Origin of the sequence: Bradyrhizobium sp. AZCC 1721 (assembly GCF_036924715.1) — a bacterium.
GTDB lineage: Bacteria > Pseudomonadota > Alphaproteobacteria > Rhizobiales > Xanthobacteraceae > Bradyrhizobium.
Genome location: NZ_JAZHSB010000001.1, coordinates 6,354,194 through 6,375,723 on the forward strand (window position 1 = coordinate 6,354,194; position 21,530 = coordinate 6,375,723).

The window sequence follows — 21,530 nt, forward strand, 5'->3', positions numbered from 1 at the left end:
ATTCTTGGACCGCAGTCAGATTGTTGAAACGACCGCCCGCACCCCTGCGGCTCGCGGCAAGGAGTTGTTCGCCGGCATCCTGCTCGTGGCGCTGATTGCGACCGTGGGAATCCGGAACGTGGTGCCGGCGGAGGCGCTGGCGCCCGCGATCGTCACCCTGCTCTTCGGCGTTGCCGCATTGACGGCCGGCTTCGCGCTGCTCTGCCGGCGCGACCGATTCCGCATCATGTGGTTCGACCTCGCCGGAAGCCTGACGTTCATCGGCGTCGTTCTGTCCGTTCTGATCGAACCGGATCAACTCGTCGAGCTCTTCGCCCTTTCCGACCAACCTGAGTAACGGAAGCAGTTTTTCGCAGCCTGACTGCGCCCTTTTACATGTGTTCGTCCAAGCCCGGGCCCCTCTGGCAGTTCACGCAAACTGCGATGTCGGATTGGACACTTCAACGGAGTGGCCCAAATGCTAGAGTTGATCTCCTCTCAATCCCTGACAGCGCTTTTCCAGGTCGTGATGATCGATCTGGTGCTCGCCGGCGACAATGCGATTGTCATCGGCCTTGCGGCCGCGGGGCTACCCTATGATCAGCGCAGAAAAGCGATAGTGGTGGGCATTCTGGCGGCAACGGCGCTGCGCATCGGCTTCGCCTCCGTAACGGTCCAGTTGCTGCAGATCATCGGACTGCTGCTCGCCGGCGGCGTCCTGCTGCTTTGGGTGTGCTGGAAGATGTGGCGCGAGTTGCGTACGTCGCATCATGACGAACCGAAATTGCAGAGTCTCTCAGCTGCAAGCACGATCGATGCGTCCGCCCCTGAACGTCATCGGAAAACGCTTGGCCAGGCCGTCTGGCAGATCACGCTGGCCGACGTCTCGATGTCGCTCGACAACGTGCTCGCCGTCGCGGGCGCAGCGCGCGAGCATCCGATGGTTCTGATTTTCGGCTTGGCGCTCTCCATCGCGCTGATGGGGCTTGCCGCCAACTTCATCGCCCGCCTGCTGGAGAAGCAGCGCTGGATCGCCTATGTCGGCCTCGCCATCATACTCTATGTGGCTCTCGACATGTGCTATCGCGGCGCGCTTGAAGTGTGGCCGCACCTCAGCGTCTAGCCGCTTCTCAACAACGCCGTTTTTCAACGTTTAAGAGAACGTTAATCGGCATCGGCGAAATTGCCCCGATTCGGTACAATACAGTAGCGTGCGGGGAGAGCCATGGCTGCCACCATTTTGATTGCCGACGACGACGCCGTGCAGCGCCGTTTGGTTGAAAACATGGTGCAGAAGTGCGGCTATGAGCCCCTGGTCGTCGACAGCGGCGATGCGGCCGTGGCCTTGCTGACCCCACCGGACGCGCAAGCGATCGACGCGGTCGTGCTCGACCTCGTAATGCCCGGCCTCGACGGGCTCGGCGTGCTCGCAAAAATGCGTGAAGCAGGCCTGAGCATCCCCGTCATCGTGCAGACCGCGCATGGCGGCATCGACAACGTAGTTTCGGCAATGCGCGCCGGCGCGCAGGATTTCGTGGTCAAGCCGGTCGGCTTCGAACGGCTACAGGTGTCGCTGCGCAACGCGCTCAACACCTCAGCGCTCAAGGGCGAATTGCAGCGCATCCGCCACAGCCGCGAGGGACGGCTGACCTTTGCCGACATCATCACGCGCAGCGAGACTATGGCAGCCGTGCTGCGCACCGCGCAGAAGGCGGCGGCATCAAGCATTCCTGTTCTGATCGAGGGCGAATCCGGTGTCGGCAAGGAATTGTTTGCCCGCGCCATTCACGGTTCCGGCGAACGCAAGGCAAAACCCTTCGTCGCGGTCAATTGCGGCGCCATTCCCGACAATCTCGTGGAGTCGATCCTGTTCGGCCATGAGAAGGGCGCCTTCACCGGTGCCACCGAACGGCACATGGGCAAGTTCGTCGAAGCTTCCGGCGGCACGCTGTTTCTCGACGAGGTCGGCGAGCTCCCGCTTGCGGCGCAAGTAAAGCTTTTGCGCGCGCTGCAGGAAGGAACCGTCGAGGCGGTCGGGGGTCGCAAGCCGGTGAAGGTCGACGTCCGCATCATTTCCGCGACCAACCGCAAGCTGCTCGATCTCGTGAAGAGCGGCGCGTTCCGCGAGGACCTGTTCTACCGGCTGCACGTGCTGCCGCTGACCATCCCGCCGCTGCGGATGCGGCGCGAAGACATCCCGCATCTGTTGCGGCATTTCCTGGCGCGCGTTGCCGCCGAGGAGAACCGCACCATCACCGGCATCAGCGGCGAGGCCGTGACCCATCTCGCGCAGCTCGATTGGCCCGGCAACATCCGCCAACTCGAAAACACGGTGTACCGCGCCGTCGTCATGAGCGAAAGCGATCAGCTCGGCCTGTCTGATTTCCCGCAAGTCCTCGGCCAGGGCGTACCGGACGGCCAGATAACGCACAGCGAGCCGTTGGTCGTCGCGCCGTCGACGGCGCCTGCCATGGTTTCGGGTAGCGAGATACCAATTGCCCCGCTCGCCACTGCCGGCAGCCTTTCGATGCTAACCACCACCGGCGAGGTGCGGCCGCTCGAAGACATGGAAAACGAGATCATCCGTTTCGCGATCTCGCATTATCGCGGCCAGATGTCGGAAGTCGCGCGCCGGCTCAAGATCGGTCGTTCCACGCTCTATCGTAAGCTCGATGAAGCTGCCGCCAACGACCCGGCCGAAGGCGGCGCGCAGGACGCTAGTTGAGACGCGAGCAACGGGCGCTTACGCGATTACGGCGCCCGCGTGGCAAAGATCGTGGCAAACCAAGGACATCGGTCGTTCGGAAGCTTTTGAACCGTGGCTTGGCGGTGACAGACAAATGGCGGGTGGCGTGGCAAAAACTGCGTGACCCGAATGCAAACGGGTAGTTTGAGGTCAGTTTGTCGTGAGTTGTCCCGCATGGCGCTGGCTGCATGAGAGGGGCACATGTATCGTCTGCGTTTGAATCGCGACTGCAGGCGTACGACTGAGAAACCGATCGAGGCCGGCGCTTTCCCGCGCAAGCTATGAACGATGCCAACGACTGTTCCATGCCGGGGCAGTTTCGCCCAAGGGGGTGTGACGATGCGTGACTGTTCGAATCGTGCAGGATTTGACCGCGTGCTGATGGCCGTCGCGGCAACCTTCCTCACGGTATCAGCGACCTCAGCACTGGCGGCTCCGTCGGATACACCGCGCGCCAGCGCTGCCGAACTCGCGATCGACGCAGCAGTTCCCCGTCCCGAGCCCGCCAACGTTCCGCCTCCCACCATCGGCGATTTCAAGATGGACTCGACCGGCGCAGTGCCCGATGCGGCCAAGGGCACAGACAAGGCCACAGAGAAGCCGGCCGAACCGGGGATGGCCCAGAAGGCGGCTGAACCCAAGACGGATATCAAGCCGACGGAGAACGTCACCGCGCCAGCGGCCAAGCCGAGCGACGCCGCCACAACCACGCCCCCGGCTGCGACAGCCACCGCGCCCGCCCCCGAACCTGCCAAGGAGCCGGTGAAGGTCAGCACTGTCGCGCCGGCCGACCAGCCGGTCGCCGACCGGTTGCGCGACATGCTCGGCGCCAAATCGTTGCGCTATTTCGACCGCAAGAACGAGCGCGCTGCCGTCGAGAAGTTCTACTCGACGCGGGACTATGCGCCGCAATGGACGCAAGCCGGCAAATTGACCGACAGCGGCAAGGGCGTTATCGCCCGCCTGAAGGACGCCGCCGCCGAAGGCCTCAATCCGGCGGATTATCCGGTGCCGGATTTTGCCGCCGCCACTTCGCCGGACCAGCTCGCCGAAGCCGAACTGAAACTGACCGCGAGCATGCTCGACTATGCGCGACAGGCCCAGAGCGGCCGGATGCACTGGTCGCAGGTCGCTGGCGACATCCTCTACCCCGAGCACCCGACCGACCCGGCGGAAGTGCTCGCCAACATCTCGACCGCCAAGGACGCTTCGGCGGCGCTCGACGGCTACAACCCGCCGCACAAGCTCTACAAGGATCTGAAGGCCAAGCTCGCCGAGCTGCGCGGCCAGGGCGACGGACCGATGATCCACATCGCCGAGGGTCCGGCGCTGGCTTACAAGGCCGCCACCAAGAAGCAGGGTGAGGTCGCGCCGGAAGACCCGCGCGTGCCGCAACTGCGCGCCAAGCTCGGCGTCACCGAAAATCCCGACGGCACGTATTACGACGCCAAGGTTGCTGCCGCCGTCCGCAAATTCCAGGAGAGCGCCGATCTCAAGCCGACCGGCGTGCTCGACGACCGCACGGTCAAGGCGATCAACAGCCCGAAGCGCGACCGGCAGATCGATACGGTCCTCGTCAATCTGGAGCGCTTGCGCTGGTTGCCGCGCCAACTCGGCGCTGCCTCGCTCGGCAACGCCTATGTCATTCTCAATGTGCCCGACTTCACGCTGAAGGTGATGCAGAACGGTCACCCGGTCTGGACCACCCGCGTGGTGACCGGTAAGCCGGGCAAGCACGCCACGCCGATGCTGACGGAAACGATGAAGTTCATCACCGTCAACCCGACATGGAACGTACCGCCGTCGATCATCTACAACGAATATCTGCCTGCCCTGCAGCAGGATCCGACCGTGCTGGATCGCATGGGTCTGCGGCTCGAGCGTAACCGCGACGGCAGCATCCACATTTCGCAGCCGCCCGGTGAAGCCAATGCGCTCGGCCGCATTCGCTTCAACTTCCCGAACAAGTTCCTGGTCTATCAGCATGACACCCCGGACAAGCACCTGTTCGCGAAGGAAGAACGCGCGTTCAGCCATGGCTGCATGCGCGTGCAGAATCCGGATCAGTACGCCTCGACCCTGCTCAATATCGTGATGCCGAACGAGCGCTACACGCCGGAAAAAATCCGCAGCATGTACGGCCGCAGCGAGATCGACCTGAAATTCCCGACGCCGATTCCGGTCAACATCACCTACCAGACCGCTTTCGTGGACGACGCCGGCAAGCTGCAGATTCGCAAGGACATCTATGGCCGCGACGCCACGATGATCGCCCTGCTCAGGAACGGTCGCAGCAAGGATTTGGAAGCCATGGTTGCCCATTCGCAACCGAGCTATTCGCGCCCGTCCGGCTCAAGCCTGCCGGCCGGCGTCAACTTCGCCAGCGACAACACCTTCTCCTCCGGCCCGTCATTCTTCGAGCGCCTGTTCGGCGGTCCGTCGCCCATGACGCCGCCGGCCCCGATTGGTCGCCGGCCGCAACCGCGGTTCACCCGGTAATCCGGAGGACTACGGTCAGTAGCGCGGAATTGCCGAATGAAATCAACAATCTCTCTTCGGCGGAGAGATTGATTGGTTAACCATTAGCCATCCCGGATTCGGCAGGGCACGTTTTCGCCACAGTCCACGCGTTAGGTTAAGGCTTGCTTGGGGGCAGGACGGTAAACCTCGGTTAACCCTCCTGCTTTAAGAAAGCGTTCATCGTCTTTTGCCGGGGGTCTGCAAAAGAACACCGTGAACGCTCGTCGACTGGGTGGGCTCATACGTGCTGGCTGGTTTCGCGCGCCAATTCAATCCGCTTGCTCTGCCAAAAGCCGGATATCGGGTCGGCTTGACGTCGCTTTTGCTGCTGGCTGGCGCGGGCACGGTGCATGATGCGACGGCGCTGAACGAAACCCGCACCCTCTCCTTCCATCATACCCATTCCGGCGAAGATCTCACCGTCACCTTCAAGCGCGACGGGCGCTACGACGAAGAGGCGCTGAAGAAGCTCAATCATTTCCTTCGCGACTGGCGCAGCCAGGACTCCACCACGATGGATCGGCACCTGTTCGATATCATCTGGGAGGTTTACCGAGACGTCGACGGCAAGAAGCCGATCCAGGTCATCTCCGCCTATCGCTCCCCCGCCACCAACTCCATGCTCCGCCGCCGCTCCTCCGGCGTGGCGCGTTTCAGCCAGCACATGCTTGGCCACGCCATGGACTTCTACATCCCGGACATACCGCTGGAGCAGATCCGCGCCGCCGGTCTCCGCTTGCAGCGCGGCGGCGTCGGCTTCTACCCGACCTCCGGATCGCCTTTCGTCCACCTCGATACCGGCAGCGTTCGTCACTGGCCGCGCATGACCCACGATCAGCTTGCCAGGGTATTCCCGGACGGACGCACAGTGCACCTGCCGTCTAATGGCGGTCCGATGAAGGGCTATGAACTGGCCCGCGCCGACATCGAACGCCGCGGCAATGGCGACAGTGCCGCAACCATCAAGATGCCGAACCTGTTCGCAGCTCTGTTCAGGGGCGGCAAGACGACTGAAGAGGATGACGAGGCCGCCAGCGCCCCCGTCAAGAACGAGAAGCCTGCACCGACCAGTGTGGCTGCCGTGAAATCCGCCGAACCGGTCCCGACACCGCGCGCAAAGCCGGTCGGTGCGACGATCCAGCTCGCCTCGGCCGACGCCCAGATCGTGTCGGCGCCCAGAGCTCGAGCCGAGCCCAAGCCTGAGACGAACAAGCCTGAGACGAAACAGGTTGCGCAGGCGTCCACCGACAAGGCCGAGCCGAGGCCGCAAACGCCGGCCGATATCATCAATTCCCGCGGCTTCTGGGACGACGTACCGACCGCGGCGAACCAGGCAACCCCGGCACAGGTTGCGGCCCTGCGCGCCCGTCAGGCGCTCGCCGCCGCCACCGATCCGCAACCGACCGCCAGCGTCAGCGACGCGTTCAACAAGGCGATGGCCTATGCGCCGGCCGCTTCTTCGCCGCTCGATCGCTCCAACATCGTCGCCGCCTCCGCGGCTATCCCGCGCCCCGCCCGCCCGGTGCGCAACTCCGGCGCCGCCGCGACCGAAATCAACACCGTTGTCGCCAAAGGCACCCAGGGTCAGGACAGCGTGGTCGCCACCTCGACCCGCCTTGCCGCCGCACAGGGCAACAATGTCTGGATGCGGGTGGTGATGCTGGCGCCGAGCGCCAGCAGCGCGATGTCGACGACCGTGCTCGGCGACACCGAGATGACCCAGATGCGCGCCCACTTCGTCAAGCCGCAGGCCGCGGTCTCCATGACTTTCTCGGAAGATCCGATGATGGGCATGACCTGCGACCGCTTCACGGGATCGGCAACCGCGCAACTGCCGACGCAGTCGTTCGTGCTGCGCACCGCCGCGCTGCGCTAGGTTCCGGTCGTACTGCTTCCACAAGCTCCCTGTCGTCCTCGCGGACCCCATCACCACGAACGTACGCGTTGGAGCCGGCTGTAGCCCCGGCTTTGCTCAACATCACCATTTGTGGTTATGGCCCGGCTCGCGCTCATTTCGTTCGCTTGGCCAGGACGACGAAAACCTCACAGCATTCCGAGCGCCTGCATGTAGGTTTCCAAAATGGTTTCCTGCTCGGCGCGCTCGTTGGCATCCTGCTTGCGCATCCGCACGATGGTGCGCAGCGCCTTGGTGTCGAAGCCGTTGCCCTTGGCTTCGGCATAGACGTCACGGATGTCGTCGGAGATCGTCTTCTTCTCTTCTTCCAGACGCTCGATGCGCTCGATGATGGCCTTGAGCTGGTCTTTGGCAAATCTTGTCGCGGGCTCGTCCTGGACGGCTGCAGCGGCGGAGGTGGCCATCGGATACTCCTGAATGGAACTGACGGTGATGCTGAAAGATCAAGCGCCGCACGCGTTACCGCACGGCGCTTTTTTCGCAGATGACCCTCAAGATCGGGGGGCCTCGCGTCAAGGCAGCATCGCGCTCATCCACAGCGCGCCCACAGGAAGGTAGGAATCGTAGCCCGGAAGAATCTCACCGACGGCCAATCAATGCCCGGGATGAACCTTCTTCATCGCGGCTAGCTGCTCGGGCGTGGCGGTGCCCTGATATTTCGCCTTCCACTCCTCATAGGGCATGCCGTAGACCGCCTCGCGGCTCTCGTCCTTGCTGACGGCGACCCCTTTGGCGTCGGCCTCTTCCTTCATCCAGTTGGAGAGGCAGTTGCGGCAGAAGCCGGCCAGATTCATCAGATCGATGTTCTGGACGTCGGTGCGGGCACGCAGGTGGCCGACCAGGCGCCGGAAAACGGCGGCTTCCAGTTCTGTTCTGGTTTTGTCGTCGATCGTCATGGTCTTGGACCCCGCGTCACATTGATATCAGGTGGGAATCGTCACAGATTTTGCCATATCTGCGCGCAAAATTGGCTACCTCACAAGGGAGTCCCGGTTTCCCATAGCGCGGGAAAGGCGTTCCCGGCCGTTGACAGGGCCCGCCGGGTCACGCGAAATCGTCAATGATTTGATATAGCTTCGCCGCATGATCGGAAAAGATTCGCGCTGCTTGCCTTCCCTCCCCGCTCGCGTGACCGCCGCCGGCCTTGCGCCGCTGCTTGCACTGGCGGTGGCGTGTCTGTGGAGCAGTCCAGCAGCGGCCGATTTCCGGCTCTGCAACAACACGTCCAGCCGGGTCGGCATCGCGCTGGGCTACAAGGATGCCGAGGGCTGGACCACTGAAGGGTGGTGGAACGTGTCGTCACGCAGTTGCGAGACACTGCTGCGCGGAACTCTTGTTGCGCGCTACTATTACATCTACGCGCTTGACTATGATCGCGGCGGCGAATGGTCGGGGCAGGCCTTCATGTGTTCGCGTGATAAGGAATTCACCATCAAGGGTACCGAGAACTGCCTGGCGCGTGGCTATGACCGCACCGGGTTCTTCGAGGTCGATACAGGCGAACAGCGAGCGTGGACCGTGCAATTGACAGAAGCCAACGAGCAGCCCGCGCAGCGCGTGCCGGGAATTCCAGGAACAATGGGACCGGGGGGCCCCGGCGGGGTTCCCGGCCTGTCCAATCCGCCGGCCGGACCGGGTCTGCCGCCAGCCCCGGCGCCCAAGCAATGAGACGGCTCCGTCGTATCAAGATTCTCGCAACCCTCGGCCCGGCATCGTCCGACAGCGCGATGATCCGGAAGCTGTTCGAGGCGGGTGCGGACGTGTTCCGCATCAACATGAGCCACACGCCGCACGACAAGATGCGCGAGCTGGTCAATACCATCCGCAATGTCGAGAGCAGCTACGGCCGTCCGATCGGCATCCTCGTCGACCTGCAGGGACCGAAGCTGCGGCTCGGCGCGTTCACCGAAGGTTCGATCCAGTTGAAGAACGGCCAGAGTTTTGTACTCGATTCCGACAAAGCGCCGGGAGACAACAACCGCGTGCAGTTGCCGCATCCGGAAATCCTCGCAGCACTTCGGCCGGGCCATGCGCTGCTGCTCGACGACGGCAAGGTGCGGCTGATCGCCGAGGAAACCACGTCCGAACGCGCGGTAACGCGCGTGGTGATCGGCGGCAAGATGTCGGACCGCAAGGGCGTCAGCCTGCCCGATACCGACCTGCCGGTGTCGGCGATGACGCCGAAGGATCGGGCCGATCTCGAAGCAGCCCTGGTGACCGGTGTCGACTGGATCGCGCTCTCCTTCGTGCAGCGCGCCGAGGACGTCCATGAAGCCAAGCGGATGATCCGCGGCCGCGCGGCTGTCATGGCCAAGATCGAAAAGCCGCAGGCGATCGACCGGCTCGCCGAGATCATCGATGCTTCCGACGCGCTGATGGTGGCGCGCGGCGATCTCGGCGTCGAGCTGCCGCTGGAGCGGGTGCCGAGCCTGCAGAAACAGATGACGCGGATGGCGCGCCGCGCCGGCAAGCCGGTGGTGATCGCAACCCAGATGCTGGAATCGATGATCCAGGCGCCGGTGCCGACGCGCGCCGAAGTCTCCGACGTCGCGACCGCGGTTTATGAAGGTGCCGACGCCATCATGCTGTCGGCTGAGTCGGCCGCCGGCAAATTCCCGGTCGAGGCGGTTTCGACCATGAATCGCATCGGCGAGGAGGTGGAGCGCGATCCAACCTATCGCTCGGTGCTGTCGGCGCAGCGGGCCGAACCGGAGAATACGGTCGGCGACGCCATCGCGGACGCCGCGCGGCAGATCGCCGAGACGCTGGAATTATCCGCGGTCATCTGCTGGACCTCATCGGGCTCCACGGCGATCCGCGTGGCCCGCGAGCGGCCGAAGCTGCCGGTGGTGGCGATCACGCCGAACCTTGCGACCGGCCGCAAATTGTCGGTCGTCTGGGGCGTGCATTGCGTGGTGGCGGAAGATGCGCACGACCAGGACGACATGGTCGACCGCGCCGGCTCGATCGCGTTTCGTGACGGCTTCGCCAACGCAGGCCAGCGCGTGATCATCGTCGCCGGCGTGCCGCTTCGCATCCCCGGCACCACCAACATGGTACGCATCGCCACTGTCGGTGGGGAAGGCAAGCCGGAGAAGTGATGGCGCGTAGGTGATGGCCGTCAGCTCCCGCCGTCATTCCGGGGCGCGCGCAAGCGCGAACCCGGAATGACGGAGAACTATTGCAGTTTCGCGTCCAGCGTGATCTTCGTGTTCAGAAGTTTCGAGATCGGGCAGCCCTCCTTGGCCTTACCCGCCAGCTCCTGAAATTTCGTGTCCTCAGCGCCCGGAATCTTCGCATTCAGCGTCAGATGAATCGAGGTGACGGCAAAACCATCGCCCTGTTTTTCCAGCGTCACGTCGGCCTTGGTTTCCATCTGCTCGGCGGTGAGCTTGGCTTCACCTAGAATCAGCGACAGCGCCATGGTGAAGCACGCGGCGTGCGCCGCGCCGATCAATTCTTCCGGATTCGAGCCGGCTTTGCCCTCGAAGCGGCTCGAAAAGCCGTAAGGATAATCATTCAGCGCGCCGCTCTTGGTCGAGATCGCGCCCTTGCCGTCCTTGATGCCGCCCTGCCATTTGGCGGACCCTGATGTCGTGCTCATCGCATGCTCCTGATCGCGGGTTGGACCGTCGATAAGCCGCAGCGTGGCAAATGGTTGCGACACAAATGGTTGCGGCAAAGGGCGTGTCGCAAAGGGGGAGGGTTTCTAGGCCCCGACCAGCGCCTTTGCCGGCAGCACCGCCTGCACCACGAGGCCGCGGGCGCGGGCGTCCATCACGCCGACGGCGCGTAGCGCCAAAAGTGTGACCGTCTGCACGGCGTCGCGCAGCTTCGCGGGGTCATCCAGATTCTCGGGCGCCAGCGGGCCAACCAGCGATTCATGCAGCGCACCGAGCAGCGCGGTGGCGGCGAGCGCGGTATCCTGCGCCGGCAAATGGCCGGCGCGCACCGCGGCGTCAATTCTGGCAGCGATCTCGCCGGAGATTTCGCGGCGGCTGGCAAGCCGCGACACCGAGACGTCGACATCAACGGGTTCGGCCAGAATGCCCCAGGCGAGCTTGCGCTGCGACAGCACATGTACGGCAACCGTGGTGACGGCGGCGGCGAGCGCCGACGACGGTCCCGGCGCCGCATCCGCCGCGCGGCGGATCGCGGCCAGTTCATCCCGCGAGACCTCGGCGATCAGTTCGGAAATCAGTTCGGCCTTGGAGGGGAAGTAACGATAGACGGTGCCGGCCGCGACATTGGCGCGGACCGCAACCGGGGCGATCTGCACCGCCGCCATGCCGCCTTCGGCCGCAGCATCCCGCGCCGCCGCCAGTATGGCGCTACGCCGCGCCGCCAGTCGCTTTACGACCTGATGGGTTCGCCGATAGACCATGGCGCGTTTTCCGTCCCCGGCGCGCCCTCGAGCCCCGCGGAGCCTGCCAGAACGCGCACACCTTCAATGTCTTGAGCGATAAGAAGCGCTATCGCTTTGAAGAAGTGAACAACTATTCACGGCTGATGACAAGACGGTTTTGCAACGCGGATCTGCAGAGGTTTTGCCGGCGGGGCTTGCGAGCTATTTACCTCAACACTGGCCGGTTTGGCATGCGCCGGGTTCCCCGCGTTCGCGGGGACGGCGTGTTGGGAGAGTATGGCTTCCCCTACTCCCAGCTCAGCGCACCGCCGTTCTGGTACTCGATCACCCGCGTCTCGAAGAAATTCTTCTCCTTCTTCAGGTCCATCGCTTCCGACATCCAGGGAAACGGATTCTCGGTCTCGTCGAACACCCGCTGCAGCCCGAGTTGCGCGCAGCGGCGATTGGCGACGAAGTGCATGTAGCTCTCGCACAGCGCCGCATTCAGCCCGAGAAACCCGCGCGGCATGGTGTCTCGCCCGTAGGCCGCTTCCAGTTCGGCCGCCTCGCGCACCATGGCGCGGACTTCGTCCTGGAACGCCTTGGTCCATAGATGCGGGTTTTCGATCTTGATCTGGTTGATGACATCGATGCCGAAATTCAGGTGAATGGACTCATCGCGCAGGATGTACTGGTACTGCTCGGCGATGCCGACCATCTTGTTGCGGCGGCCGAGCGAGAGAATCTGCGCGAAGCCCGTATAGAACCACATGCCTTCGAATATGACGTAGAAGGCGACGAGATCGCGCAGGAACGCCTGGTCGGCTTGCGGCGTGCCGGTCCTGAAATCCGGATCGTCGAGATGCTGCGTGTGCTTCAGTGCCCACGCCGCTTTGTCGGTAATCGACGGCACCTCGCGATACATGTTGAACAGCTCGCCCTCGTCCAACCCCAAGCTTTCGACGATGTATTGGAAGGTGTGGGTGTGCACCGCCTCCTCGAACGACTGCCGCAGCAGATATTGCCGGCACTCCGGATTGGTCAGATGGCGGTAGATCGCCAGCACGATATTGTTGGCGACCAGGCTTTCGGAAGCGGCGAAGAAGCCGAGGTTACGCTTGATGGCGCGGCGCTCGTCTTCCGTCAGCCCGTCGCGCGATTTCCACAGCGCGATGTCGGCCTGCATGGAAACTTCTGTAGGCATCCAGTGATTGTTGCAGCCGGCGAGATATTTCTCCCAGGCCCATTTGTACTTCAGCGGCAGCAATTGATTGACGTCGGCGCGGCAGTTGATCATCCGCTTGTCGTCGACAGATACGCGTCCGCCGCGACGATCTATCATGCCGAGGCCGGTTTGTTCGGCCTGGGTAACGGATTGCACCACGACGGGCGGCGGCGTCTGACGCGGGGATGCGGATGGTTCGGACCAGTCGAGCATTGTGATTTCCTCTTGTTCTTGCTGCTTACTGGCAGGCTTCGCATTCGGGATTATCGATCGAGCACGCCACCGCACCGGTCAAATCCGGCGCGGTGGCGGCCGGCGCGACGATGATCGGGGCTGGAGCCATCATCGCCGCGGACGCGACGCTGTTGAGCTTGCCGTCGGTCCCCCGGAGCGTGGACTTTTCGACATGCGTCGCGCTGCGCGAGCGCAGGTAATAGGTCGTCTTCAACCCGCGCGCCCACGCCAGCCGATAGAGCGCATCGAGCTTCTTGCCGCTAGGGTTGGCGATATAGAGGTTGAGCGACTGCGACTGGTCGATCCATTTCTGCCGGCGCGATGCTGCCTCGATCAGCCAGGCGCTGTCGATCTCGAACGCGGTGGCATAGAGCGCCTTGAGGTCGTCGGGAATGCGATCGATGGCCCCTAAGCTGCCGTCGAAATATTTGAGGTCGTTGACCATCACCTCGTCCCACAACCCGCGCGCCTTGAGGTCGCGGACCAGAAATTCGTTCACCACGGTGAAGTCGCCGGACATATTCGACTTGACGTAGAGATTCTGGTAGGCGGGCTCGATCGACTGCGCGACGCCGCAGATATTGGAAATCGTCGCGGTCGGCGCGATCGCCATCACGTTCGAATTCCGCATGCCGGTCGCCTTGACGCGCTCGCGCAAGCGATCCCAGTCGAGTGTCATCCCGCGGTTCATCGCGAGACTGCCGCGGGCTTCCGCCAATAGTTCGATCGAATCGATCGGCAAGATGCCCCGGCTCCACAGCGAGCCATCGAACGACGGATACCGCCCGCGCTCGGCCGCCAGATCGACGGAGGCCGAAATGGCGTAATAAGAAATCATCTCCATGCTGGTATCGGCGAACGTTACCGCCGCATCTGAAGCCATCGCAATCCGCATCGCCTGCAGCGCGTCCTGGAATCCCATCAGCCCGAGACCGACCGGGCGGTGCCGCAGGTTCGAACGGCGCGCTTCGGGGATGGTGTAGAAATTGATGTCGATGACGTTGTCGAGCATCCGCATTGCCGTCGTCACGCTGCGTTGCAGCCGCGCCTCGTCCAGCCGGCCTTCCCGCACGTGATTGAGCAGATTGATCGAGCCGAGATTGCAGACGGCGGTCTCGTCATCGGAGGTGTTAAGCGTGATCTCGGTGCAGAGGTTCGAGGAATGAATCACGCCGGCATGGCGCTGCGGCGAGCGCAGATTGCAGGGATCCTTGAACGTGATCCACGGATGCCCGGTCTCGAACAGCATGGTCAGCATCCTGCGCCAGAGATCGGTGGCGCGGATCTGCTTGAACACGCGGATCTCACCCCGCGCCGCCTTTGCTTCGTAAGCTGCGTAACGTTCGGCGAATGCGTTGCCGTAGAGGTCATGCAGGTCGGGCGTCTCGTCCGGCGAGAACAGAGTCCATTCGCCGTCGGCCTCGATGCGCTGCATGAACAGGTCGGGCACCCAGTTCGCGGTGTTCATGTCATGGGTGCGGCGGCGATCGTCGCCGGTGTTCTTGCGCAGGTCCAAGAATTCCTCGATGTCGATGTGCCAGGTTTCGAGATAGGCGCAGACCGCGCCTTTGCGCTTGCCGCCCTGGTTGACGGCGATCGCGGTGTCATTGGCTACCTTTAGAAACGGCACCACGCCCTGGCTTTCGCCATTGGTGCCCTTGATGTGCGCGCCCAGCCCACGCACGCGGGTCCAGTCGTTGCCGAGCCCGCCGGAATATTTTGCGAGCAGCGCATTGTCCTTGACCGACTTGAAGATGCCGTCGAGATCGTCGGCGATGGTGGTGAGGAAGCAGGACGACAATTGCGGCCGCAGCGTGCCGGAATTGAACAGCGTCGGAGTCGAGGCCATGATGTCGAACGACGATAAGAGATCGTAGAACTCGATCGCGCGCGCCTCGCGGTCGATCTCACGGATCGCCAGCCCCATCGCGACGCGCATGAAGAACGCCTGCGGCAGCTCGATGCGATTGCCGTGCACATGCAGAAAGTAGCGGTCGTACAGCGTCTGCAGACCCAGAAACTGGAACGCCAGGTCGCGTTCCGGCTTCAGCGCGACTGCAAGCTTTTTCAGGTCGAAGCGCGCCAGATCGGGATCGAGCAGTTCGGCCTTGATGCCTGCCTTGATATAGGCTGGAAAGTACTCGCCGTAGCGCTCGGCCATCTCGGCCTGCGACGCGCTGGTCGGCGCATCATGCACGAAAGACAGCACCTCGGTGCGCAGCTTGTCGAGCAAGAGCCGCGCGCTGACATAGGCGTAGTTCGGCTCCTGCTCCACCAGCGTGCGCGCGGCCATCACCGCCGCCAGCGCCAGTTCGTCCTCGCTGATGCCGTCATAGAGATTGCGCTGCGTCTCGGCGAGCACCGCCGTGGCGCCGACTCCCTCGAGACCGGCGCAGGCTTCTTCGATGATCAGCGTCAGCCGCGCGATATCGAGCGGGACCTGCGCGCCGCTGGCCAGCGTGACACGTAACGAGGGCTTCCCCGATGGCTGGGCGGCCTTGGCCACGTCCTGTCCGGCGCGCTGGCGCGTGCGTTCCTCGCGATAGAGCACATAAGCGCGCGCGACCTTGTGGTGCTCGCTGCGCATCAGGGCGAGTTCGACCTGGTCCTGCACGTCCTCGATATGGAAGGTGCGGCCCTCGCTCATCCGGCGCGACAGCGCGCCGACGACGTCCGAGGTCAGTTGCTCGACGATTTCATGCACCCGGCGGGAGGCCGCCGCGCCATGTCCCTCGACCGCCAGAAACGCCTTGGTCATCGCGACCGAAATCTTGCTCGCGTCGAATTTCGAAACCGTGCCGTTGCGGCGAATCACCTGCATCGGCGGCTGCGATTCCGAGGCGGCAAGCGATTCGGGGCGCAGTCGGATGAATGGAGCGACGTTGGCTTCGCGATCGGGAGAGAGTGACATCAAGAGACCCCGTGATGGTGTTGGGGCCGGATGTCGGAGAAGACGCTGCTTCAAATGCTCGGCGAGAAACGCCGGCATGAGTCCGCAAGCGCCGCCGGGACACCCCGCCCGTGGACGTTTTTTCGGTGTCGCGGCAGGTCTCCTGGCTCGCAGGTCGCCGTCGTTCCCGTGTCTTCCCAATGCGATGCCGCATCAGTGACGTAAGATTCGGAACAACTCACTGCTTACAGTTGCGGGGGCAGCGCCGGATTTTCGCGGCAAATACGCGATACACCGGCTTCCCTCTTAGCCACCATGTGTTGGGTCATGGCGGACCGTGACGGCTATATCTGGTGCGATTTGAACGAACGTGTCAATGGGGGAGCGGGCGATGTGCAAGAATTTCGGCGACGGAACCCCGCGGCTGTGAACAACGATGACAACGCGCCGGTGAATGTCGCCGAGTTGACGCGCCTGCCGCGTTGCCGATAAGTGGACCCGTCGTGGTTCTTCGGGAGACGTTCTTCCGAAGCTAAGAGGGAAGCCGGTGCGGCCGAAAAGCCAAAGCCGGAGCTGCCCCCGCAACTGTAAGCGGCGAGCCGCTGTCCAACAAAGTCACTGAGACCTCGCAAGGTTTCGGGAAGGCCGGACAGCAGCACTGACCCGCGAGCCAGGAGACCTGCCTCGACAACATACACGTCCTCGGGCGGGGTGTCCCGGTGGTGCGGTTGCGATTTTCCGCGCGCGCTCTGCCGTTCGCGAAAATCCAGACGTGTCACTTCGGCCTTTGCCCCCAACTTTTGGGGTTAAGCCAATGTCTACTTCCAATGCTACTTCTTCCAAAGCTACGTCTACTTCCACCATCTCCACTTCTTCGCTTCCCGTTGCCTCCCTCGGCGCGCCGCGCATCGGTCCGCGCCGCGAGCTGAAATTCGCTTTGGAAAGTTTCTGGTCGGGCGCAACCGACGAGAAGGCGCTGATCGAAACCGGCGTCGGGCTTCGCGCCGCCAACTGGGCGCGCCAGAAAAAACTCGGCGTTAGCGTGATCCCGTCGAACGATTTCTCGTTCTACGACCACGTGCTCGACACATCAGTGATGGTCGGCGCAATCCCGGAGATCTATCGCTGGAACGGCGGGCCGGTCCCGCTTGCGACTTACTTCGCGATGGCCCGCGGCGCGCAAGGCAAGCCGCATGAGGCGAGTTGCGGGCATGCCGGTCACGGACATGACGATGCGCACGGCGTGCCGGCGCTCGAGATGACAAAATGGTTCGATACCAACTACCACTACATGGTGCCCGAACTGACGAAGGATCAGAAATTCATCCTCGCCTCGCGCAAGCCGATCGAGGAGTACGAGGAAGCCAAGGCGCTGGGCTATCAAACCCGCCCCGTGCTGGTCGGCCCCGTCACGTTTCTCAAACTCGCCAAGAGCAAGGATGCCGGCTTCAATCCGCTGTCCCTGCTTGATCGCTTGCTGCCGGTTTACATCGAGGTGCTGCGCGAACTTGCCTACCGGGGCGCGGAATGGGTGCAGATCGACGAGCCGTGTCTCGTGCTCGATCTCGATATCGTCGCCCAGCAGGCGTTGCATCATGCCTATGCGGAGATCGCGAGCGGCGTGCCGCAGCTCAAGATCATGCTGACGACCTATTTCGGCGCACTCGGCGCCAACCGCGACACCGCGCTATCCCTGCCCGTCGCCGGCCTGCATCTCGACCTCGTGCGCGCGCCGGAGCAGATCAACGACCTCGCCGGAGTTCCTGATAACCGCGTGCTGTCGCTCGGAATCATCGATGGCCGTAACATCTGGCGCGCGGATTTGAGCCGGCTTCTCGACCGGCTCGAGCCCGCAATCGCCAAACTCGGCAAGCATCGTGTGCAGATCGCCCCCTCCTGCTCGCTGCTGCACGTCCCGATCGATCTGGCGCTGGAGACCGGGCTCGATCCCGAAATCAAGAGCTGGCTCGCGTTTTCGGTGCAGAAGCTCGAGGAACTGGCCACGCTCGGAACGGCACTCGCCGATGGCCGCAGAACAGTCGAAGCCAACCTGAACGCATCGGACCAGGCGGCGACCTCCCGCAAGGCCTCGCCGCGCATTCACGATGCGAAGGTCGCGGCACGCGTTGCCGGCATCAATGAACCGATGCGCTTCCGCTCCAGCATCTTCGCTGAACGCGCCACCGTTCAGCGCGAGCGCTTCAATCTGCCGGCGTTCCCGACCACCACCATCGGCTCGTTCCCGCAAACCGCCGACGTCAGGAATGCTCGCTCCGCTCACGCCAGGGGCGCCCTCACGGACGAAGCCTATAAGCTCTATCTGCAGAATCAGACCGCCCGCACCGTGCGCTGGCAGGAAAATATCGGGCTCGACGTTCTCGTGCATGGCGAGTTCGAGCGCAACGACATGGTGCAGTATTTCGGCGAACAGCTCGCAGGCTTTGCCTTCACTACGCACGGCTGGGTGCAATCCTACGGATCGCGCTACGTTCGCCCGCCTGTGCTATTCGGCGACGTCTCGCGCCCAAAGCCGATGACGGTCGAGTGGTGGCAATATGCCCAGTCGCTGACGAAAAAGCCGATGAAGGCGATGCTCACGGGGCCCGTCACCATTCTGAACTGGTCGTTTGTCCGCGACGACATTCCGCGCAGCGAAGCCTGCCGGCAGATCGCGCTCGCGATCCGCGACGAGGTCGCCGATCTCGAAGCCGCCGGCGCTGGCATGATCCAGATCGACGAGGCCGCGCTGCGGGAGGGCCTGCCGCTGCGCAAGTCCGAATGGAAGGTTTATCTCGACTGGGCCGTCGACGCCTTCCGCCTCTGTTCGTCCGGCGTGCGCGACGAGACGCAGATCCACACCCACATGTGCTACTCGGAGTTCAACGACATTATCGGCGCGATCGGCGCGATGGACGCCGACGTGATCTCGATCGAGACCTCGCGCTCGAAGATGGAGCTGCTCGATGCATTCAGGGATTACCGCTATCCGAACGAAATCGGCCCCGGCGTCTACGACATCCATTCGCCGCGCGTCCCCGAGATCGGCGAGATGACCGGCCTGCTGAAGCTGGCGCGAGAGCGGCTCCTGGATACCCAGATCTGGATCAATCCGGATTGCGGATTGAAGACCCGCAAATGGGAGGAGGTCCGACCCGCGCTCGCCAACATGGTCGCCGCGGCACGCGAATTGCGGGCGATGGCGTAACCTGCCCGCCCCGTCTCTCATCAAGGCAAATCAAGGAGGACGTCATGCGCTTCTGGATCGAATGCACGCGATTTGAGACGGGGCAATCTACCCACATCAACATTGCCCTCGTCGGCAGCATGTGGCGCGACGGCGAGCGCACGGTGCTCGCCTTTGTCGGCGGCGATGGGCAAAAGGTCGAAGTGGTCGAGACGCCGGAACACATTCTGGCCGTACACCTCGGGGCGCCGGCCGCGGCGCCATGAAGGTTCGAAGTCAATCCCGGTCTGCACCAGATGCTATTGGCCCGCGTCTATTCGCGACAAAGGGGCCGATCACAAGCACAAAAAACGCGGCGTCACCGCCGCGTTTTCGTCGTTCAGAACTGACCGCCGCTTACGCCTGGGGCTGCGGCTCCAGACCCGGGTCCGGATCGGGACGCGGGCGCGGCTTGCCGGCCGGGGGTACGGCAGAAGCGCGCGGCGTGCTCGGCTCCAAGACCGATTCGCGGTTGGGCTTCTTGCCCTTCAACAGATCGATGATCTCGTCGCCGCTCAGCGTCTCGAATTCGAGCAGGCCCTTGGCCAGTGTCTCGAGATCCTCGCGCTTCTCGGTGAGGATCTTGGTGGCCTCGTTGTAGCCTTCCTCGACCAGCCGCTTGATCTCCTTGTCGATCTTCTGGACGGTCGCTTCCGAGGCGTTCTGCGTGCGCGACACCGACATGCCCAAAAACACCTCGTCCTGGTTTTCGCCGTAGGACACGGTGCCGAGCTCTTCCGACAGGCCCCAGCGCGTCACCATCATGCGCGCCAGCCGCGTCGCCTGCTCGATGTCGGAGGCCGCGCCCGAGGTGACCTTCTCGCGGCCGAAGATCAGTTCTTCCGCGACGCGGCCGCCCATCATGATGGCGAGGCGCGAGGTCATCTGCTCGAGCGACATCGACAGCTTGTCGCGCTCGGGAAGCTGCATCACCATACCCAGCGCGCGGCCGCGCGGGATGATCGTCGCCTTGTGGATCGGATCGGTCGCGACGACGTTCAGGCCGACGATGGCGTGGCCGCCCTCGTGATAGGCCGTCAAGAGCTTCTCTTCCTCGGTCATGACGAGCGACTTGCGCTCGGCACCCATCATCACCTTGTCCTTGGCCTCTTCGAACTCGGCCTGCGTCACCATACGCTTGTTGCGGCGGGCAGCCGTCAGCGCCGCCTCGTTGACGAGGTTCATCAGGTCGGCGCCGGAGAAGCCCGGGGTGCCGCGCGCGATGGTCTTGAGGTTGATATCGGGTGCCAGCGGCACCTTGCGAACGTGAACTTTCAGGATCTGCTCGCGGCCAACGACGTCCGGGTTCGGCACCACCACCTGGCGGTCGAAACGGCCGGGACGCAGCAGCGCGGGATCCAGCACGTCAGGCCGGTTGGTCGCGGCGATCAGGATCACGCCTTCATTGGCTTCAAAACCGTCCATCTCGACCAGCAACTGGTTGAGCGTCTGTTCGCGCTCGTCATTGCCGCCGCCGAGGCCCGCGCCGCGATGACGGCCGACCGCGTCGATTTCATCGATGAAGATGATGCAGGGTGCATTCTTCTTGGCCTGCTCGAACATGTCACGGACACGAGAGGCGCCGACGCCGACGAACATTTCGACGAAGTCAGAACCGGAAATGGTGAAGAACGGCACGTTGGCTTCGCCCGCGACCGCCCGCGCGATGAGCGTCTTGCCGGTGCCGGGAGGACCGACCAGCAGCACGCCGCGCGGAATCCGTCCGCCGAGGCGCTGGAATTTTCCGGGGTCGCGCAGGAATTCGACGATCTCCTGCAGGTCCTGCTTGGCTTCGTCGACACCCGCGACATCTTCGAAAGTGACGCGGCCATGGGCCTCCGTCAGCATCTTGGCGCGCGACTTGCCAAAGCCCATCGCCTTGCCGGCGCCGCCCTGCATCTGGCGGGACAGGAAGATCCAGACGCCGATCAGCGCGATAAAGGGCAGCCACGAAACGAGCAGCGACACGAACCAGGGCACGTTGTCGCCGGGCGGCTTGGCGGTGATCGAGACCTTGCCGTCATAGAGACGCTTCACCAGCGTCGGATCATTCGGTGCATAGGTCTGGAACGAGGAGCCGTTGGTAAAGGTGCCGTGGATTTCCGGCCCCTGGATCACGACGTCGCGGACGCGGTTCTGATCGACCTCGCTCAACAACTGCGAAAACGTGATGTCCTGCGAGGAGGTACGCTGACCCGGATTCTGGAAAAGCGTGAACAATGCCAACAGCAGCAAGACAATGATGACCCAGAGGGCGAAGTTGCGCAGATTGGCGTTCATTGATCTTCCTTCGTGGTCGCGCGGATCGCGGCCCTATGTCCTTGGTAGTAACCCTAGAATATTCCTTGGGTAGTGAGGCGAGAATCCCCGGTCCACTGCACCCAATCTAGGTGGCGCCCGGGTCAATGCCAAGGGAACCACACGGGACTATTTAACGCATCTTAACGCGATTC

At 63.3% G+C, this 21,530-nt stretch carries 16 protein-coding genes and 2 riboswitches; of the genes, 9 read left to right on the top strand and 7 right to left on the bottom strand.

Going from position 1 to position 21,530, the window contains the following annotated elements:
- Positions 1-64: 64 nt before the first annotated feature.
- The 5 genes from V1273_RS30355 (at position 65) to V1273_RS30375 (ending at position 7,121) form a co-directional block, all read left to right on the top strand.
- Entirely contained in the window at positions 65-337 is a 273-nt protein-coding gene (locus V1273_RS30355) for a hypothetical protein (RefSeq protein WP_334365057.1), read from the top strand.
- Positions 338-457: 120 nt separating this feature from the next.
- Positions 458-1,102, top strand: coding sequence for a TerC family protein (locus V1273_RS30360; RefSeq protein WP_334365058.1), 645 nt, complete (start codon positions 458-460; stop codon positions 1,100-1,102).
- A gap of 102 nt (positions 1,103-1,204) precedes the next feature.
- On the top strand, positions 1,205-2,704 hold the full coding sequence (locus V1273_RS30365; protein ID WP_334365059.1) for a sigma-54-dependent transcriptional regulator: 1,500 nt from the start codon (positions 1,205-1,207) through the stop codon (positions 2,702-2,704).
- Positions 2,705-3,064: 360 nt separating this feature from the next.
- Complete coding sequence (locus tag V1273_RS30370; RefSeq protein ID WP_334411794.1) at positions 3,065-5,224, top strand: L,D-transpeptidase family protein; 2,160 nt, start codon at positions 3,065-3,067, stop codon at positions 5,222-5,224.
- A gap of 253 nt (positions 5,225-5,477) precedes the next feature.
- A complete protein-coding gene (locus V1273_RS30375; protein WP_334411795.1) occupies positions 5,478-7,121 on the top strand; it encodes a DUF882 domain-containing protein in 1,644 nt (547 codons plus the stop codon).
- A gap of 167 nt (positions 7,122-7,288) precedes the next feature.
- Here the strand turns inward: V1273_RS30375 and V1273_RS30380 are convergent, their stop codons facing one another.
- Positions 7,289-7,564: a DUF2312 domain-containing protein gene (locus V1273_RS30380; RefSeq protein WP_028351317.1), complete on the bottom strand. Its 276-nt coding sequence runs from the start codon at positions 7,562-7,564 to the stop codon at positions 7,289-7,291.
- 189 nt (positions 7,565-7,753) lie between these two features.
- Positions 7,754-8,056: a DUF1244 domain-containing protein gene (locus V1273_RS30385; RefSeq protein ID WP_028351318.1), complete on the bottom strand. Its 303-nt coding sequence runs from the start codon at positions 8,054-8,056 to the stop codon at positions 7,754-7,756.
- A gap of 187 nt (positions 8,057-8,243) precedes the next feature.
- Between V1273_RS30385 and V1273_RS30390 the strand changes: the two genes are divergently transcribed.
- A complete protein-coding gene (locus V1273_RS30390; RefSeq protein ID WP_334365062.1) occupies positions 8,244-8,828 on the top strand; it encodes a DUF1036 domain-containing protein in 585 nt (194 codons plus the stop codon).
- On the top strand, positions 8,825-10,261 hold the full coding sequence (pyk, locus tag V1273_RS30395; protein WP_334365063.1) for a pyruvate kinase: 1,437 nt from the start codon (positions 8,825-8,827) through the stop codon (positions 10,259-10,261). The genes V1273_RS30390 and pyk overlap by 4 nt, the downstream gene beginning before the upstream one ends.
- Before the next feature lie 77 nt (positions 10,262-10,338).
- Here pyk and V1273_RS30400 read toward each other — a convergent pair whose 3' ends face one another.
- The 4 genes from V1273_RS30400 to V1273_RS30415 form a co-directional block, all read right to left on the bottom strand.
- Positions 10,339-10,764 carry an OsmC family protein gene (locus V1273_RS30400; protein WP_334380163.1) on the bottom strand — a complete coding sequence of 142 codons (426 nt, stop codon included), beginning with the start codon at positions 10,762-10,764 and terminating at the stop codon, positions 10,339-10,341.
- Positions 10,765-10,869: 105 nt separating this feature from the next.
- The gene (locus V1273_RS30405) at positions 10,870-11,544 is read right to left on the bottom strand and encodes a TetR/AcrR family transcriptional regulator (RefSeq protein ID WP_065743132.1); all 675 of its coding nucleotides are present in this window, start codon (positions 11,542-11,544) and stop codon (positions 10,870-10,872) included.
- 268 nt (positions 11,545-11,812) lie between these two features.
- Positions 11,813-12,943 carry a ribonucleotide-diphosphate reductase subunit beta gene (locus tag V1273_RS30410; RefSeq protein WP_334365065.1) on the bottom strand — a complete coding sequence of 377 codons (1,131 nt, stop codon included), beginning with the start codon at positions 12,941-12,943 and terminating at the stop codon, positions 11,813-11,815.
- 25 nt (positions 12,944-12,968) lie between these two features.
- A complete protein-coding gene (locus V1273_RS30415) occupies positions 12,969-15,875 on the bottom strand; it encodes a ribonucleoside-diphosphate reductase subunit alpha (RefSeq protein WP_334380162.1) in 2,907 nt (968 codons plus the stop codon).
- 115 nt (positions 15,876-15,990) lie between these two features.
- Positions 15,991-16,209: riboswitch (cobalamin riboswitch) on the bottom strand.
- Between the two features lie 132 nt (positions 16,210-16,341).
- Positions 16,342-16,555, top strand: a riboswitch (cobalamin riboswitch).
- A gap of 113 nt (positions 16,556-16,668) precedes the next feature.
- On the opposite strand from V1273_RS30415, the gene metE reads away from it, so the two are divergent.
- Both metE and V1273_RS30425 read left to right on the top strand, forming a co-directional pair.
- A complete protein-coding gene (metE, locus tag V1273_RS30420) occupies positions 16,669-19,059 on the top strand; it encodes a 5-methyltetrahydropteroyltriglutamate--homocysteine S-methyltransferase (RefSeq protein WP_334380161.1) in 2,391 nt (796 codons plus the stop codon).
- 44 nt (positions 19,060-19,103) lie between these two features.
- On the top strand, positions 19,104-19,304 hold the full coding sequence (locus V1273_RS30425) for a hypothetical protein (RefSeq protein ID WP_057847301.1): 201 nt from the start codon (positions 19,104-19,106) through the stop codon (positions 19,302-19,304).
- Positions 19,305-19,434: 130 nt separating this feature from the next.
- On the opposite strand, the gene ftsH is transcribed toward V1273_RS30425, so the two are convergent.
- Positions 19,435-21,357, bottom strand: a complete 1,923-nt coding sequence (gene ftsH, locus V1273_RS30430) for an ATP-dependent zinc metalloprotease FtsH (RefSeq protein ID WP_334372821.1) — start codon at positions 21,355-21,357, stop codon at positions 19,435-19,437.
- Positions 21,358-21,530 lie beyond the last annotated feature (173 nt).

Excerpts from the sequence above, each read along its gene's own strand:
- V1273_RS30425 (WP_057847301.1), top strand. The coding sequence starts at position 19,104 with ATGCGCTTCTGGATCGAATGCACGCGATTTGAGACGGGGCAATCTACC.
- V1273_RS30360 (WP_334365058.1), top strand. The coding sequence starts at position 458 with ATGCTAGAGTTGATCTCCTCTCAATCCCTGACAGCGCTTTTCCAGGTC.
- V1273_RS30385 (WP_028351318.1), bottom strand. The coding sequence starts at position 8,056 with ATGACGATCGACGACAAAACCAGAACAGAACTGGAAGCCGCCGTTTTC.
- metE (WP_334380161.1), top strand. The coding sequence starts at position 16,669 with ATGTCTACTTCCAATGCTACTTCTTCCAAAGCTACGTCTACTTCCACC.
- V1273_RS30365 (WP_334365059.1), top strand. The coding sequence starts at position 1,205 with ATGGCTGCCACCATTTTGATTGCCGACGACGACGCCGTGCAGCGCCGT.
- V1273_RS30415 (WP_334380162.1), bottom strand. The coding sequence starts at position 15,875 with ATGTCACTCTCTCCCGATCGCGAAGCCAACGTCGCTCCATTCATCCGA.
- ftsH (WP_334372821.1), bottom strand. The coding sequence starts at position 21,357 with ATGAACGCCAATCTGCGCAACTTCGCCCTCTGGGTCATCATTGTCTTG.
- V1273_RS30410 (WP_334365065.1), bottom strand. The coding sequence starts at position 12,943 with ATGCTCGACTGGTCCGAACCATCCGCATCCCCGCGTCAGACGCCGCCG.
- V1273_RS30370 (WP_334411794.1), top strand. The coding sequence starts at position 3,065 with ATGCGTGACTGTTCGAATCGTGCAGGATTTGACCGCGTGCTGATGGCC.
- pyk (WP_334365063.1), top strand. The coding sequence starts at position 8,825 with ATGAGACGGCTCCGTCGTATCAAGATTCTCGCAACCCTCGGCCCGGCA.
- V1273_RS30380 (WP_028351317.1), bottom strand. The coding sequence starts at position 7,564 with ATGGCCACCTCCGCCGCTGCAGCCGTCCAGGACGAGCCCGCGACAAGA.
- V1273_RS30390 (WP_334365062.1), top strand. The coding sequence starts at position 8,244 with ATGATCGGAAAAGATTCGCGCTGCTTGCCTTCCCTCCCCGCTCGCGTG.
- V1273_RS30405 (WP_065743132.1), bottom strand. The coding sequence starts at position 11,544 with ATGGTCTATCGGCGAACCCATCAGGTCGTAAAGCGACTGGCGGCGCGG.
- V1273_RS30400 (WP_334380163.1), bottom strand. The coding sequence starts at position 10,764 with ATGAGCACGACATCAGGGTCCGCCAAATGGCAGGGCGGCATCAAGGAC.